Below are 15,387 nucleotides of genomic sequence, written 5' to 3' on the forward strand. Positions count from 1 at the left end.
ATGCTTGTAAATCAACGCGACTTTTCGTCAGTAGCAGGCGTTCTGCCATTTGATCAGTTAATAAGTTACGGGTGAGATTTGTCGCAGCGATGATCTGTTCTCGAGAGGGTTTTTCCGGCATGACCAGTGCGATGGCAAGATGGACATTGCCCATTTTTGACGCCCAATCCATCGGGATTTGATTGGCAATGACAGCAACGCTAATGTGCTCAACGCCTGCAAACATAACATGAGGCAGAGCGATCCCTGGTATCACACATGTGGAAGATCGCTCCTCTCGTTTAATAAACGCAAGGAGCAGTTCATCTGGATGAATGGGATGAATTAATTGAGCCAATCCTTTTAAACATTCAAACTTAGTCAACGCTGTGTGTGCGTTGGCGTAAAGCCATTTAATGTCACAGGGTGGGCTGATCTGTGGTAGACGTTCGGCCAATTGGCTGGAAAACTCATAGTTGATTTGTGAGCCAACAACCGTAAAGTATTCTGCCATGATGTCTTTGATAACGAAGCAAGCCAGCTCGGCATCAATGCCTATGGCTGTGATTTGGCACAGGTCGTTTTGCTGTAATCCAACTTGTAATATAGCTAAGGATTTGCTTAATTGTGCCACGCGATTGCGAGTTATGTTGATGATATGCAAGGTGCTTTTGAATTTTTTTACCACTCGATTGAGGGGCTGAACGATATGAGCCCGTGCAGTGTTGTTATCAACAAAAAAAGTAATTTGATATTCGTTCATCGGTTATTTCTCCGCATGAAAACGGCAGCTTTGATGCTCAGCCACTTGGCAGTGGTTAATCGCGGCAATAGAGGAGAAATACTTTATCGACATTAAGTAATACATCTTCAATCGGGATTTGAACTTGATGTGTCCCTTCGAAACGTGCTGGTTGTTCAATATCAATGTCAGAGACGATCAAAACGCGATCCGCTTGGGCGATATCATGGGGCGTGAGCTGATTTTCGATGCCCATTGCGCCTTGAGTTTCAACTTTGATTTGTACGTTATATTTAGGCGCTGCTTTCATCAAAGCATCGGCCGCCATATAGGTATGAGCAATGCCTGTAGGGCATGCGGTGACTGCGACAATCTTCATGAACTATCCAATGATTTTTGGTAAATATTAACACAACAACAACCGATGGCATGAATCGATAACCGATAAACATTGGTGTTCTATCACAGTTTGCTCATCATGTTACATTAATCCAGTTGATGTGTGCTTAGTCCTATAGCTGCAAGCGAGTTGGCTGGTTAATCTATGCACAATTAACGTGCAGGTGATCACAGCAACCTTACCCATAGAGAGCCATTTTTGCTCTTCATCGCACAGGGTAAACGCCTATAAGGATACATTCGAGCGTGAATATTGAACAACAATTGATGGATATTACCGACTTAATCGAGCTAGATACGATTTGTTTAGAATTGAAGGCTCAAACCAAAGATGAAGTGTTCAAAGAACTGGTCGGTCTGCTTGGTGCGGCTGGGAAGTTAACCAGTCAAAGCGAGTTTTTAACCGATATTTGGCAGCGGGAAGAGATAGGGAATACGGGCTTTGATGATGGAATTGCGATTCCGCACGCGAAAAGTCGTGCCGTTGCTAAGCCTGCGGTTGCTGTGGGTATTAGCCGTACTGGGATTGATTATGGTGCTGAGAATGGCGAGCGAGCGGAGGTTTTTTTTATGCTGGCTTCACCCGTTGGGGATGACCACCACCATATCGAAGTATTGGCACAAATTTCCACTAAAATTATTGAAGAGAGCTTTGTGGAAAAGCTTAAAGCGGCTCAATCATGTGCAGAAGCGTTCGCAATGCTAACAGAGACGTCAGAACAAGATTCGCCAGCGATTTTTGATGTGAGCGAGCAGCCATTAAGCCCTTGGGCACAAAAGCTCGGACGGATCAAAGAACATTTGTTGTTTGGTACCTCACATATGATCCCGTTTATTGTTGCAGGTGGTGTTTTGTTGTCATTATCCGTGATGATCTCTGGTCATGGTGGTGTGCCGCAAGAAGGCGTTCTCGCCGATATCGCCCAAATGGGAATGGCCGGTTTAACGTTATTTACGGTTGTGCTGGGCGGTTATATTGCTTATTCAATTGCTGATAAGCCGGGGCTTGCACCCGGCATGATAGGGTCTTGGATTGCGGTAAGCCATTACAACACCGGATTTCTCGGTGCGATCATCGTGGGTTTTTTGGCCGGATGGGTTGTGTGGTTACTCAAAAAAATTCGGTTACCCGATAGCATGATATCACTCGGCTCTATCTTTATTTATCCCCTCGTCGGTACTTTCGTGACTTGTGGCGCGGTGATGTGGGTGATGGGAGTACCCATCGCAAGTGCCATGACGGCGATGAATAATGGGTTGACGGAAATGGCAGGCTCAGGAAAAGTTATGCTGGGTACTGTGCTTGGAGCAATGACTGCATTTGATATGGGCGGCCCGATTAATAAAGTTGCCACCTTGTTTGCGCAGACACAAGTGAATACTCAGCCATGGCTGATGGGTGGGGTTGGAATCGCTATTTGCACACCGCCATTAGGAATGGCGCTGGCGACGTTGTTATCACCGCATAAATTTAAGCGTGAAGAGCGCGAAGCCGGAAAAGCGGCTGGCATTATGGGTATGATTGGTATTAGTGAAGGTGCCATTCCCTTTGCCACTGCCGATCCGGCCCGCGTGTTACCTGCTATTGTTGCGGGCGGAATTGTTGGGAATGTGCTTGGGTTTATGTTTCAGGTGATGAATCATGCGCCGTGGGGCGGTTGGATCGTATTGCCGGTCATTGATGGGAAAATTGGCTACCTCGTCGGTACAGTGGCCGGTTCTGTGACGACGGCGATGATTGTCATTGCTTTGAAAAAAAACGTGGTAGAAGAGCGATACTATATGCCAGGTTCTCCCGCTTATACGTCAGTGTATGGAGAAGGCGAAGCCGATGTACTAGCGGTTACCTCTTGTCCTTCTGGGGTGGCTCATACGTTTTTGGCAGCGAAATCCTTAGAAAAAGCCGCTTGTGCACTTGGCATTAAAATTAAGGTTGAAACACAGGGGGCAAATGGAGTGATTAACCGGATTACAGAGAAAGATATTGCACAAGCCAAATTGGTTATTTTTGCTCATGATGTTGCGATAAACGATCCGGAGCGTTTTAATAAAATAAACGTTCTTGATGTCAGTACTAAAGAAGCCATATTTAATGCTGCCGCTTTACTCACTCGGGTCAACAGACCCTAGAAAACGACGTAATTGCGGTTCATTCACAATGGCTAAGCGGTTGCCTTGTTTGGTGATTAGTCCTCTTTCGATCAGTTCTTTTACCGCACGTCTATATACTCGACTTGAAGTACCAAAGCGTTCAGCTTCCTGATTCACCTTGTCAAACCCTCCTAGCGTTACGGAATGTTGTTTTTGTTGAAGTAAATCAAAGGCAATGTTGTAAGCGATAGGGTGCAGTAAGCGGCTCGTATAAATCGCCATAGAGTCTTGATAATCCTCAGCTAATGCCGAGGCAAAGAAAACCATCATTTCAGGCTGTTGTTGCAATGCTTGCATTAAACGGTGAATACAAATGAGATCGACTTGTAAGTGTTCATCGGCGGTGACGGTCCACTGGCACGGTGTTTCGGTAAAAAACTCCATTTCACCAAAGATATGGTGGTCACAATTAACTTCACCGAGTTGAAAACGTCGGCCATTCACGGCGATGATATTCATTGAAACGCGGCCGACAGGCACGACAAAAATTTGTTCGAGCTGTTCGCCTTGACGCAGTATGGCTGTGCCAGCATCAACATAGTAGCTGTTTATTTGGCAGCGGTAGATGAGATCTCGAAAAGCTTTGGCTTGTTTTGTCAAATAAGTTGCGAAACGGCCAGTGGGATAGGGGCTGATTCTCATAGTTCATGATTACTGTCGATTAAGAAGGTAAAGAGTACGTTTCTTATTGCTCAATGTCACTCCTCTACGGTTGATAATGAGAGCTTACCAGATGTATCTCCTTGTTACCTGACGCTGCAGCGGTGTTAGCTACGCTCGTTCACCCCAATCGCATCGTCTGTCTATGCGATTGGGGATTTACTTGCCACCTACCTGCAATTTCAGTGGGCTGGCTATAGAAACGGTTTCTGAAGAGACCATTTCGCTTTGGTGGGGCGGATTACCACACTACAGGTTTACAAGGGCTTCCAGTGCAGCCAAGCAGGCGCGTTTTTCTCCATCCATCATGTCCTTGTTATCATTCACGTATTGGTTGACTCCTTCTTTTACATCTTGCTGATAACAAACGACGTTATTGAGTACAGACGCCACCTGTAAACCGCGTAAACGACCGACGGTAAATAGTGCTGACGTTTCCATATCCGCCCCTAGGATGCCTTTTCCATGCCAGTAATGACATAAGGCTTCTTCATTGTCGGTATAAAAACTGTCGTGTGAACGGACGATTCCCATATGGTAAGGCCTGTTTTGTGTTTGCAAATAACCATTAAGCCCTTGAAGTAAATTGAAACTGGCGTAGGCAGGGTAAGTCGAATCGATATAACTTTTTGAGCCTCCATCATCACGCACGGCAGCTTCCGCAACGATCAGTTGGCCAAGTTGGATATTTGGCTGTAATGCACCCGCTGAGCCGACCCGCACAAGGTAGCGTGCGCCACATTGTGCCAGCTCCTCAACCGCAATAATCATCGACGGTGCGCCAATCCCGGTACTGCACACCGTGATCGCTTTTCCTTGGTATTGCCCATTGAATAAGCGAAATTCACGGTTTTCTGCGATACGTTCTCCGTTGTTGAGCAATGCGGCAATGCGATCGGCACGATCAGGTTCACCACAAACGATGACTCGCTCAGCCACTTGGGTTGGATCAACACATAAATGGGGTTGTTTACTCATGCGACGGCCTCATTGACCGATTTTTCGTTTGATGCGCGGTTCCGTTTTGCTGTTTGTGCCCATGCGCGAGTGCCATTGGCTGCGATAAACATTAGGATAGCGTATTGTAATGACATCGCATACACCCCTTGCATCGCATAGATGCCGACACTGATGATGTTTATGACAACCCAAAGTACCCAGTTTTCAACGTATTTCCGAGTCATGAGAACTTGTGCGACAATCGATAATACGGTCATGGTTGAATCCCAGAACGGAAACGCATCCGGTTCTAATACTGGTTCAGATAAGTTGGCACCAAATAGGTTCATGCTATCGACGGCGATGTTTGCTAACGCGAAGAAAAATGGGTCAATATAAAGTGTTAACAGGGCCATCGCACACACGCAGAGGCTGGCGGTGATGAGCATTTTTTTCTGACTTAACCAACGAACTTCGAGCAAATCTCCCGCCGCATTGGGTCTTGTCCATGCATACCAGCCGTACACATTGGCACAGAAGAAAAACAACTGCAGCAGAAGTAAGCCATAAAGTTGGATTTGAAAGAAAATCACCGCAAAAAGGGTCACGTTAATTAAACCAAACAGGTAGTTAATGGTTTTTTCTTGGCTGGCAAACCAGATGCATAGTAAGCCGAAAATGGTGCCAATAGCTTCGATCCAGCTCATGTCATAACCTGTGCCAATCGGAATGTGTAGCAAGGTATTATTGATATCGAATAAGGAGAGCAGCTCCATATTAAGTCCTTTTCATTGAATGTTAGTGGATAAAAGGATGGTATCTCTCTTCACTCGTCAAAAGGGAGGACAAATGTCCTCCCAAACAAGGGCGGGATCTCAAACAGACGCTAAAAAAGGCAATATATTTTTTGTTCATATTTTTCTATCAATACTTCTCAAGCCCGATAGCTTCGCAGATTAGGTAATATGTATCGTGGAAAAGACGGGTTCAATGAGTGACTTACTTTCAAGTACAGTATAATGCCACCTTTTATGCATTACACATCAGCCCAGTTTTGTTGCTGGGTTGATTCAGTTCTATTACCTTTACGCCTAGGGTCTGTTAACCAGAGACTAACTTATTCTGGCCTCTGGGATCTAAAGCGTTGTTCACCACGATAAGAGTGAATCATCTGTATCATCAGAAATTAGTGCTTCTCCTAATGGCACTCAGTGGCAATACATTGATTGGAAAGCCGTCACTCTTGGTTTGATCCTGCTTTAACTGCTACCTAGGTTGCAGGGTAACCTAATACACTTTAGTGGGGGCTTGAGCCGTATGCAGTGAAAGGTGCACGAGGAGGTCAGCACTTAGTAACAGGTGTTGCCTATCCGATCAAAGTTTGTTACATCTCTAGATTTTTCTATTATTACCTGCCATTTTTTTACGTTTTTTTTACGCGAACCCTGATTCCGTATCTGATAGAGTCGCGGTTAATATTTTCTTGCAAATGATTGATATGGCAATGAGTTGGCTACAGAAGCGTTATCTATTATCAGCCTCGGTATTTGTTCTTGCACTTGTTATCTCTTTAGGGCTTGATCAGTGGTTGGGCTCAACCATCGCGGTGTTGCTGATACTCCAGCTTTCTATCGTTGTGATTGCCCTCCAATGTCACTCACGAATAGCTTATGTGGCTGCGATTGCCGAAGCGGTCAGTTTCAATTTTCTCTTTACCACGCCTCGGTATTCGCTTCAGATGTTTCACTTGGATGACATCATCAATTTACTTGTTTTTATTGTGGTTGCCTTTACCACCAGTCAGCTCGCAGATCGATATCGACGCCAACAAAATGCGCTAGAACAAGTTCAACTGCGCCACCAAATTTTGCTCTCTGTATCCCATGATTTGAGAACCCCGCTCGCGGGGATTATCGGTAATCTCACCACCTTCAAAGAATATCAGACGCAACTGCAAGCCAAAGAAAAGAATGAACTGCTCGACAGTGCCATCAAAGAAAGTCACCGCTTACATCAATACATTGAGAACCTTTTGCAAGCGACGAAATTACAACACGGTGTGGTTCGTATCAAGAAGCAACAAGAATCCATAGTACATATTGTAAAAAGCGTTATTGGCCGTTTTTCTCCATCCACTACCAGTATTGAGGTTGTCGTCAATAAGGTGGTTTCATCGGTTGATGTCAGTCGAGCTTTGCTAGAGCAGGCGTTATTTAATGTCTTGGACAATGCGTTGCGCTATTCCCCCAAAGATAAACAGGTCAGTGTGACGATTTATCAGAGTCAGCAGAATGTGGTGATTGATGTCTACAACCAAGGCCAATCACTGCGACCCGATGAAGCAGAACGCATGTTCGAGCTGTTTTATTCAGGCAAGGGAAAAAGAAGTGATGACTCTGGCTCTGGCCTTGGATTGAGTGTGGCAAAAGGCGTGGTCTCAGCCCATCAAGGCCATATCGAATGTGTAGAAGTACAACAAGGTTGTTTGATTCGGATTTCGCTGCCAAGCAGTCAACAAGGAGAGCAGTAAGTGAACTACAAAATACTGGTGGTCGATGATGAGCCTCAAATCCAAACGTTTATGCGCATTTCTTTGGCGGCTGAAGGCTTTGATTACGTGGGAGCAGACTCGTTAGCGACGGCGAAAGTGCAATTTGAGCGTGTTCTGCCGCATGTGGTGGTGCTCGACTTAGGGTTGCCTGATGGCGATGGTATCGAGTTCCTATCGATGATCCGCCAATCCAGTAAAACACCCGTGCTCATCCTAACGGCACGCGATCAAGAAGAAGAGAAGATCCGCTTACTTGAAGCGGGCGCTAACGACTACCTCAGTAAGCCGTTTGGCATTAAAGAACTTATTGTACGGATTAAGGTACTGCTGCGAGATTTGGTCAGTGACCATTTTAGCGAGGATATCGTTACTTTTAGTGCGCTCAAGCTACAAAAAAGTACCCATCAATGCTGGCTGTACGATACCGAAGTCATTTTGACCAAAAAGGAGTTTGCGTTTCTTGAAATGCTCATGATTACACCAGGGCAACTTGTGAAGCAAACAGACTTGTTGAGAGAGGTGTGGGGCGAAAGTCATACCGACGATACCCATTATCTGCGCGTACTGGTTAGCCAATTACGTAAAAAACTCAACGACAGTGCAGACGAACAACAGCTCATTAAAACCGAATCAGGGATTGGCTACCGTTTAGTTTCAATGGAGCCACCTTGTGATTAACCTTAAGAACACCGTTCGACTCTTGGTTATGCCCATACTTTGGATGGGGATTGTGCAAGGTTCATTTGGCTTGTTATCGCTGTTTATATTTCAAGACCGTATATCCAGTAACTTTTTCTCTCCTTCGGCGGTAATGATGCTCACTGCCTTTTTGTTATCCGTTTTATTGCGAAAAAGTGAACTGCATAAAGTCACCTTCCGAGATGCGTTAATGTTTGCCAGTTTAACTTGGGTCTTGACCGGATTTTTAGGTGCATTACCGATCCATCTCGTTACAAAAGTCAGTATGACTGATGCAGTATTTGAGTCCATCAGTGGGTTAACCACCACGGGTGCCACCATCTTGGCTGGCTTGGACGATATGCCGAAATCTTTTCTCTTGTATCGTCAATTTCTTCAGTGGATGGGAGGGTTAGGCGTGGTGATTTTTGTCGTCGCGGTGTTGCCTATGCTTAATGTGGGTGGAATGCGGCTGCTTAAGGCCGAAACACCAGGCCCTATCAAGGATGATAAGTTATCACCACGTATTTCTAAATCTGCTCATTACCTTTGGGGTGTCTATTTGGCGATAACCGTTGCTTGTGCGTTGGCTTACTATCTTGCAGGGATGTCGGCCTACGATGCTATTGCGCACAGTTTTACCACGGTTTCAACAGGAGGGTTCTCGACCCATGACGCCAGTATGTGGCATTTTGAAAGCCACCTTATCCTTATATTATCCAACATTTTCATGATGTTGGGCGCGATCAGTTTTGGCCTTCATTTCCGAGTTTTTCGAGGTGGCTTTAAAGGGTTACGTCTGTATGCTTCCGATGAAGAGTCAAGAGTGTTTATTGTTACTGCGATTGCGCTCTCCTTTGTTTTGGGCTGGTATATTTTTAACCATTCTGCTTACGACGATTTTCTGACCTCACTCAGTTTTGCCATGTTCAGCGTCGTTTCATTTATGACCAGTACTGGGTTTGGAGCGGCGGATTTGGGCAGTTGGCCTGCGGCAAGCGCGTTCTTTTTAGTGTTTTGTGCTTATCTTGGTGGTTGCTCTAGCTCTACCGCAGGGGGCAATAAATTTGTGCGCGATATTATTACTTTTAAAGTTATTCGAAGAGAGATCCGCCAACTGACTTATCCTAGGGCGATATTACCGATCCGTTATCAAGGTCGTGTAGTGGCCTCTGATGTCACCAACTCAGTGATGGCTTTTATGTCTCTAGCAGCATTGACTACCGTGGTGTTTACCTTATTGATGATGGCAACGGGACTGGATTTTTGGTCGTCTTTTACCGCAGTGGTGGCGTGTATCAATGTGCTTGGCCCTGGTTTTGGCGTGGTAGCAAGCAATTTTCAACCTGTTTCTGATCCAGGCATCTGGATATTAAATCTGGCAATGATCCTTGGCCGACTGGAATACTTCACGGTGTTAGCCATGTTATTGCCCCACTTTTGGAAAAAATAGTAAAGGTATTGTCATGGCACATTTTACTGTCATTGGACTTGGGCGTTTTGGTATCGCAGCCAGTCTTGAACTGATCCATCTCGGACACACCGTGACGGGCGTTGATCGCGACCCCAAAATTGTTGAGAAATATGTCGAGGAGTTAACGCAAGCGATTATTTGTGACTCCACCGATGAAAATGCGCTGCGTGAATTAGATCTTGGCAACAGTGAAGCGGTATTGATCGCGATTGGGGAGGACATGCAGTCAAGTTTGCTTTGCACGTTGGCATTGAAAAATCTCGGTGTTAAAGAGATTTGGGTGAAGGCCAGTACCAAAGCACATCACACCATTGTATCGAAACTTGGCGTTCAACGTATTATCCATCCAGAAGAGGAAATGGGCGTGCGTGTCGCTCAGGCACTAAACTACCCGATGGTGAATAACTATTTGTCATTAGGTCATGGCTTGTATGTGGTGGAAGTTCATATTAAAGCGTCGCTACACGATATCCAAATTGGACAAATTCTTGGCGATACCAAAGGCAGTGTGCAAACGGTTCTCATCAAACGTGAACAAGACGTGCTCAATCAGATTGGTCATGATTTTGTCTTGAAAGCAAATGATATTATTCTGTTGTGCGGCACTCGGGCTGAGTTAAAATACCTCGCTCCAAGGTTGGTGTGACATGGTATTGTGGCATCCCTCGATCACGCCGATAGAGCGTAAACCCAAGTCAGGAAAAAAAATAGTGGGTGCGCCACCGTTGATTTTAAGTGGCAGCTTTTTACTGCTCATCCTGCTGGGTATGGCACTACTCAAATTGCCTATTGCGGTTCATGAGCCTATCACTTGGATACAGAGTTTGTTCACGGCAACCTCAGCCGTGACGGTGACAGGGCTAGTGGTGGTTGATACAGGCACACAGTTCACTTTATTTGGGCAAGTTGTCATCGCTTTACTGATTCAGTGTGGTGGACTCGGGCTCATGACCTTTGCCATTGTGACCTTAATTGCTTTGGGAGGGAAAATCGGCTTTTTAGAGCGTACCGTCGCAAGAGAAGCCTTCAATCAAACCGACTCCTCGATGTTGGTTGCAACCGCTAAATCCGTACTGATGTTTGCACTGACCGTCGAACTGGTTGGGGTGATGATACTAACTTGGTATTGGAGTGATGAACTTGGCTGGGCAACCAGTTTATTTCACGGTTTTTTCTATACCGTCAGTGCGTTTAATAATGCAGGGTTTGCCTTAAGTGCTGATAGCTTAATGCCTTATGTGGATGACCCCGTCGTTAACCTAACAATTACCGGGTTATTTATTATTGGTGGGTTAGGCTTTTCGGTTTGGATGGATTTAAAGCGAAACCGTCGCTGGTCAAAGCTGACGGTTTATAGCCGCATGATGATAACGGGAACCGTGTTTATCAATGCTGTGGCAGTGATCGCCATCTACCTAATCGAGCGTGATAACCCCAACACCTTAGCGCCACTCAGCGAACTCGGTAAGTGGCTGGCTTCTTGGTTTCAAGCGGTAACCCCCAGAACCGCAGGTTTTAATACGCTCGCGATTGACCAACTCGAAGATGCCACAACCACGATTATTTTGGTGTTGATGTTTATTGGGGGCGGCTCTTTGAGTACTGCAAGCGGCATCAAAGTCGTGACCTTTATGGTGTTGATATTATCGACTTACGCTTACTTACGTCGTGATGAGCAAATCCATGTGTTTAAACGTGAAATCGCGAAAGATACGATCAGCAAAGCTCTGGCACTGACGATGATTTCGGTTGTAGTAACGTGGTTAGCCATCTTTGCATTACTCTTGACGGAAAATGCCCCGATGATAGATGTCGTGTTTGAAGCGGTTTCTGCATTGGGTACTGTGGGATTATCTCGTGGCTTAACAGGTCAGCTCTCTGCATCGGGCGAGCTTATTATCATCTTTATGATGTATATGGGTAGATTGGGGCCATTAACCTTGGCGTACTTTTTAGCCAGCCCACGTCAGAAAAAACTCCGTTTTGCGGAGACAAAATTAGCTATTGGATGAGTTTTTAAGACTAGAACAAGGAAATGTGCACGTGTTTCACGACTAAGGTAATCTAGTTAACCGCAATGCGCATTAATGACCATCACTGCTAGCGTCTTTTATTCGATGTTTTTTGTTAAACTCAATTGTGAAGTGAATAAGGCAGGTCTTTTAAACGGCGAAACCCCGATGTTGGTAGCATCGGGGTTTCTAATTTTTTAGATTTGTCGGTTGGTAAAGCCGGAAAATCTTAATTATGCAAAAGGTTGGATTATATCCGATGAATTCCTTGGTAGGGAATTAGATGCGGATGAAGTCCATGTGCTCAACTTTTGGCTTGAACACGTGACGTTGAACGTCTTGAGGTTTAACTTTAACTTCTGTGCCATCAATAACAAGCGTGATGCCTTCGTAGAATTCAGGCTTGTCCATTTGGTTAATGATGTCAGCGTGTTTTAGAGCGATAGCAACTGGTGCAGCTTCGCCACCATAAACGATAGCAGGGAATTGATCAGCATGACGTAGGCGGCGGCTCGCACCTTTACCTAGTTCAGTACGTACTACTGCATTGAATTTCATAGTATTTACTCTCAAAATTAGTAAAAATAAAAGTTACAGCCACAATGCGACCTTGTGCTGTAGTGTTGCTTTGAAAACCACGAACAAACGTGATTATCAAAACGAGCGCGGATACTAGCATTCAATTGGCTTACGGGCAATAAAAATCCGCGCAAGGGAACGGTTGCCAATGATTCAAGTGGCCAAAAGCGGGATAAGCATCGTCTATGATCCTCTACCCATCTTTCTTTGGTGTTATGCGGCTTGGATCGCTGGTTAGTTCATCTTCAAAAATTTTATCTCGCAAACGCCAAAAACGACCTTCTTTGCGAGCGATAACAAATTTGGGGGGCCGGAAGCGATGTTGATTCTCAACGACTTTATTGGGAGAGGCGGCTGTAAAAGGTCGGTGTTTATCAGCTAGGTGAGGACGAACAAAACGTTGCTTAAATATGGTTTTTTGTTTGACGCTGGCTAATGACCAAAATTCATGTACTAAGGCATTATTTTCTCCCTGATAAGTAACTTTCAGGGAGTTTTTGCCTTGGTTGTCTTTATGAACCGAGAGATCCATCGACAAGCATTCAAAGACTAAGGCATCTTTTAAATTGAGCGCTTCTTTTAACTTTTTATCTGGGTCGACCAGGGTTGCATCACATGCATGACAAATTCGCGCAGCAATATCATTATCCGCACCACATTCTGAACAGTATTTGGCACGGAAACGGTAGCCGCAATGCTCGCGTTCTCCCGTTTCTTTGTTTGCAAAATAGCCTTGGCAGCGACGCCCATAATGCTCAATCAGGAAGCCATTTTCATCTAATTTACCCCAAAAGTTGTTATTAAAGCCGCAAGCAGGGCAGGGGATGGTAATAATTTCGCTGCTGGAGTCGGGTTTAGGATCTCCCACTTCTGGTTGGTATAAATCGTAGCTATTTCCTGCGTAATCTAAAATCAGACATTCTGTTTTGCCTGGTGATAGCCTTAAACCCCGACCAATAATTTGTTGATATAAACTGACCGATTCAGTGGGGCGCAAGATGGCGATAAGATCGACATGTGGAGCATCGAATCCTGTTGTGAGTACAGAGACGTTGACTAAAAAACGGATCTCTCGCTGTTTAAATTGTTGAATAATGATGTCTCGCTCATGTGATGGAGTATCACCAATCACAATTGCTGCCTGCTCAGGTGGTAATAAGCCGAGAATTTCTTGAGCGTGGCGCACCGTTGCAGCAAAGATCATGACTCCTTGTTTGTTTTTTGCGAGGTTAATAATTTGGTGCACAATTTGTGGTGTGGCACGTTTGGACTGTTCAATCACGAGGTCGAGTTCAGATTCCTTATAGCGCCCCGTGCTGGCCGGCTTGACTTGTGAAAAATCATAACTGAGCACCGGAGCATCAATCAATTTTGCGGGAGTTAAAAAGCCTTCATCAAGTAAGTAATGAATAGGTAATTCAAAAATACAATCTTGAAAAAAACGGGGCTCTTCGCTGCGTATTAGTCCCCGAGTGTGGTATTGATAAATCCACCCCATGCCTAATCGATAAGGGGTGGCGGTTAAGCCAAGTACTTTCATCCTGGGATTTAAGGATGAGAGGTGTGCAATAACTTTTTGATAACTGCTATTCTTAGCATCTGGAACTCGGTGACATTCATCAATTACTAAGAGTGAAAATTGAGCGGTGAAATCGGTTAAGTTACGTGCTACCGATTGAACCGAGGCGAAAACAACCGAATGATCGGTGTCTTTTCGCCCTAATCCTGCCGAATAAATTCCTCCGGTAAGCCCATAACCTTCATATTTGGCGTGGTTCTGCTCAACCAATTCTTTAACATGAGCTAGTACTAAAACGCGTCCTTTTGCTAAGCGAGCAAGCTCTGCAATAACCAGGCTTTTACCTGCTCCGGTTGGTAAGACGATAACCGCGGGAGTTGAATGTTGACGAAAATAGTGAATCACCGCTTTGACAGCATCGGCTTGGTAAGGGCGTAGTGTATACATAAATAACGAAAGATTAATTGTGTGAAATAGTTCAACTATTTTTAGTAAGGCTTGTATAATACCTGACTTAGAACAGATGAGGTATTCATGCGTTTAGATAAATTCCTGTGTGATGCACTCGGCACCACACGTAAAGAATCGACTAGCCTATTGAAAAGTGGTGAAGTCACCGTCGATGACATCGTACAAAAAAGTGGATCCTTTAAGGTCAAGAGCGATGCTTGTGTGGAATGGCAAGGCCGTTCTATTTGTTTAACCGGGCCTCGTTATATCATGTTATATAAACCTCAAGGATATGTTTGTTCGCATGAAGATAGCTTTAATCAAACGGCTTTTGTTTTGCTTGATGAAGCGAACCTACGTGATTTACATTTTGCGGGGCGCTTAGACGCAGATACAACGGGATTAGTATTAATTACCGATGATGGGCAATGGTCACATCGTATTACCTCACCTAAACATCATTGTGAAAAAACCTATCGAGTCTGGCTTGCCGACCCGGTTGAGCCCGATTACGCTGAGCAGTTTGCTCTTGGTCTTGAGCTGCGCAATGAGCGCGAATTAACACGTCCCGCTCAATTAGAGATTATCGATCAAACACAAGTCTTACTCACGATTCATGAGGGAAAATATCACCAAGTGAAGCGGATGTTCGCCGCGCTTGGCAATAAGGTGATTGGCTTACATCGTGAACGGGTTGGCGACATTATACTGGATGACAAGTTAGAGCCGGGTGAATACCGTCGGTTGACAGAACAAGAAATTGCCTCCGTGTGGAAATAGGCTCTAATCATATTAGATTCAACTGCTTATCGTTTACCTACAACGTAAAATAGTTTTGGGTATACCGTTTAATTATTATCACTATTCTGGAAAGTTATGACTAAAGATGCGTCTCCTCCGCCTAATGCGGCAAATATTGGCTTTTTATTATTTGTGGTGCTTGGGGCGATAGGAGCATTAACTCCGTTAGCCATTGATATGTATTTGCCTGCTATGCCGTCGATCGCTAAAGATCTCGGAACTAGCGCGGGGGCGGTGCAAATTACCTTGACCGCTTATACCGCAGGGTTTGCAATTGGACAGTTATTGCATGGGCCGCTAGCAGATAGTTATGGACGGCGGCCTGTGATGCTGGTTGGCGTCTTTTTATTTGCGGTTGCCTCTGTCGTCAGTGCCACCATTCAAGGTATTGAAGCACTAACCTATATTCGAGCCGCGCAAGGGTTTGCTGGTGCGGCAGCGGCGGGTATCATC

The 15,387-nt window shown here is 45.0% G+C and carries 14 protein-coding genes and 1 pseudogene; 8 read left to right on the forward strand and 7 right to left on the reverse strand.

The annotated features are described in order from the left end of the window. On the reverse strand, positions 1 to 742 hold a 742-nt coding region (locus B7C60_RS07650), incomplete at its 3' end, for a PTS sugar transporter subunit IIA (protein ID WP_245868869.1). A gap of 55 nt (positions 743 to 797) precedes the next feature. Continuing rightward, the gene (locus tag B7C60_RS07655; protein WP_099611145.1) at positions 798 to 1,100 is read right to left on the reverse strand and encodes a PTS fructose transporter subunit IIB; all 303 of its coding nucleotides are present in this window, start codon (positions 1,098 to 1,100) and stop codon (positions 798 to 800) included. 287 nt (positions 1,101 to 1,387) lie between these two features. Between B7C60_RS07655 and B7C60_RS07660 the strand changes: the two genes are divergently transcribed. Then, positions 1,388 to 3,250 (forward strand): fructose-specific PTS transporter subunit EIIC, encoded by a 1,863-nt coding sequence (locus B7C60_RS07660; protein ID WP_099611336.1) that lies wholly within the window; start codon positions 1,388 to 1,390, stop codon positions 3,248 to 3,250. On the opposite strand, the gene B7C60_RS07665 is transcribed toward B7C60_RS07660, so the two are convergent. From B7C60_RS07665 to pnuC, 3 genes are all read right to left on the reverse strand, one after another. Next, the gene (locus B7C60_RS07665) at positions 3,224 to 3,913 is read right to left on the reverse strand and encodes a Crp/Fnr family transcriptional regulator (protein WP_099611146.1); all 690 of its coding nucleotides are present in this window, start codon (positions 3,911 to 3,913) and stop codon (positions 3,224 to 3,226) included. The two genes, B7C60_RS07660 and B7C60_RS07665, sit on opposite strands and share 27 nt — an antisense overlap. Positions 3,914 to 4,180: 267 nt before the next feature. After that, positions 4,181 to 4,909, reverse strand: a complete 729-nt coding sequence (locus B7C60_RS07670; protein ID WP_099611147.1) for a nucleoside phosphorylase — start codon at positions 4,907 to 4,909, stop codon at positions 4,181 to 4,183. Continuing rightward, on the reverse strand, positions 4,906 to 5,646 hold the full coding sequence (gene pnuC, locus B7C60_RS07675; RefSeq protein WP_099611148.1) for a nicotinamide riboside transporter PnuC: 741 nt from the start codon (positions 5,644 to 5,646) through the stop codon (positions 4,906 to 4,908). Before pnuC ends, B7C60_RS07670 begins: the two co-directional genes overlap by 4 nt. A gap of 728 nt (positions 5,647 to 6,374) precedes the next feature. Here pnuC and B7C60_RS07680 point away from each other — a divergent pair. The 5 genes from B7C60_RS07680 to B7C60_RS07700 are packed head-to-tail and all read left to right on the forward strand — an operon-like array spanning position 6,375 to position 11,585. Beyond that, the gene (locus tag B7C60_RS07680) at positions 6,375 to 7,400 is read left to right on the forward strand and encodes a sensor histidine kinase (protein WP_099611337.1); all 1,026 of its coding nucleotides are present in this window, start codon (positions 6,375 to 6,377) and stop codon (positions 7,398 to 7,400) included. Further along, the gene (locus B7C60_RS07685) at positions 7,401 to 8,099 is read left to right on the forward strand and encodes a response regulator transcription factor (protein ID WP_099611149.1); all 699 of its coding nucleotides are present in this window, start codon (positions 7,401 to 7,403) and stop codon (positions 8,097 to 8,099) included. Then, positions 8,092 to 9,552: a TrkH family potassium uptake protein gene (locus tag B7C60_RS07690; RefSeq protein WP_099611150.1), complete on the forward strand. Its 1,461-nt coding sequence runs from the start codon at positions 8,092 to 8,094 to the stop codon at positions 9,550 to 9,552. The genes B7C60_RS07685 and B7C60_RS07690 overlap by 8 nt, the downstream gene beginning before the upstream one ends. 13 nt (positions 9,553 to 9,565) lie before the next feature. Continuing rightward, the gene (locus B7C60_RS07695; protein ID WP_099611151.1) at positions 9,566 to 10,219 is read left to right on the forward strand and encodes a potassium channel family protein; all 654 of its coding nucleotides are present in this window, start codon (positions 9,566 to 9,568) and stop codon (positions 10,217 to 10,219) included. Between the two features lies 1 nt (position 10,220). Next, positions 10,221 to 11,585 carry a TrkH family potassium uptake protein gene (locus tag B7C60_RS07700; RefSeq protein WP_099611152.1) on the forward strand — a complete coding sequence of 455 codons (1,365 nt, stop codon included), beginning with the start codon at positions 10,221 to 10,223 and terminating at the stop codon, positions 11,583 to 11,585. Positions 11,586 to 11,864: 279 nt separating this feature from the next. Here B7C60_RS07700 and rplY read toward each other — a convergent pair whose 3' ends face one another. Then, on the reverse strand, positions 11,865 to 12,143 hold the full coding sequence (rplY, locus tag B7C60_RS07705; protein ID WP_099611153.1) for a 50S ribosomal protein L25: 279 nt from the start codon (positions 12,141 to 12,143) through the stop codon (positions 11,865 to 11,867). A 214-nt stretch (positions 12,144 to 12,357) separates the two neighbouring features. Beyond that, on the reverse strand, positions 12,358 to 14,130 hold the full coding sequence (gene radD, locus B7C60_RS07710) for a DNA repair helicase RadD (RefSeq protein WP_099611154.1): 1,773 nt from the start codon (positions 14,128 to 14,130) through the stop codon (positions 12,358 to 12,360). Positions 14,131 to 14,217: 87 nt separating this feature from the next. Here radD and rsuA point away from each other — a divergent pair, with 87 nt between their 5' ends. Next, positions 14,218 to 14,913, forward strand: a complete 696-nt coding sequence (gene rsuA / locus B7C60_RS07715) for a 16S rRNA pseudouridine(516) synthase RsuA (RefSeq protein ID WP_099611155.1) — start codon at positions 14,218 to 14,220, stop codon at positions 14,911 to 14,913. A 96-nt stretch (positions 14,914 to 15,009) separates the two neighbouring features. Continuing rightward, positions 15,010 to 15,387: pseudogene (locus B7C60_RS18340) on the forward strand (MFS transporter); the annotation flags it as partial.

Source organism: Vibrio fujianensis (genome assembly GCF_002749895.1).
Classification (GTDB): domain Bacteria; phylum Pseudomonadota; class Gammaproteobacteria; order Enterobacterales; family Vibrionaceae; genus Vibrio; species Vibrio fujianensis.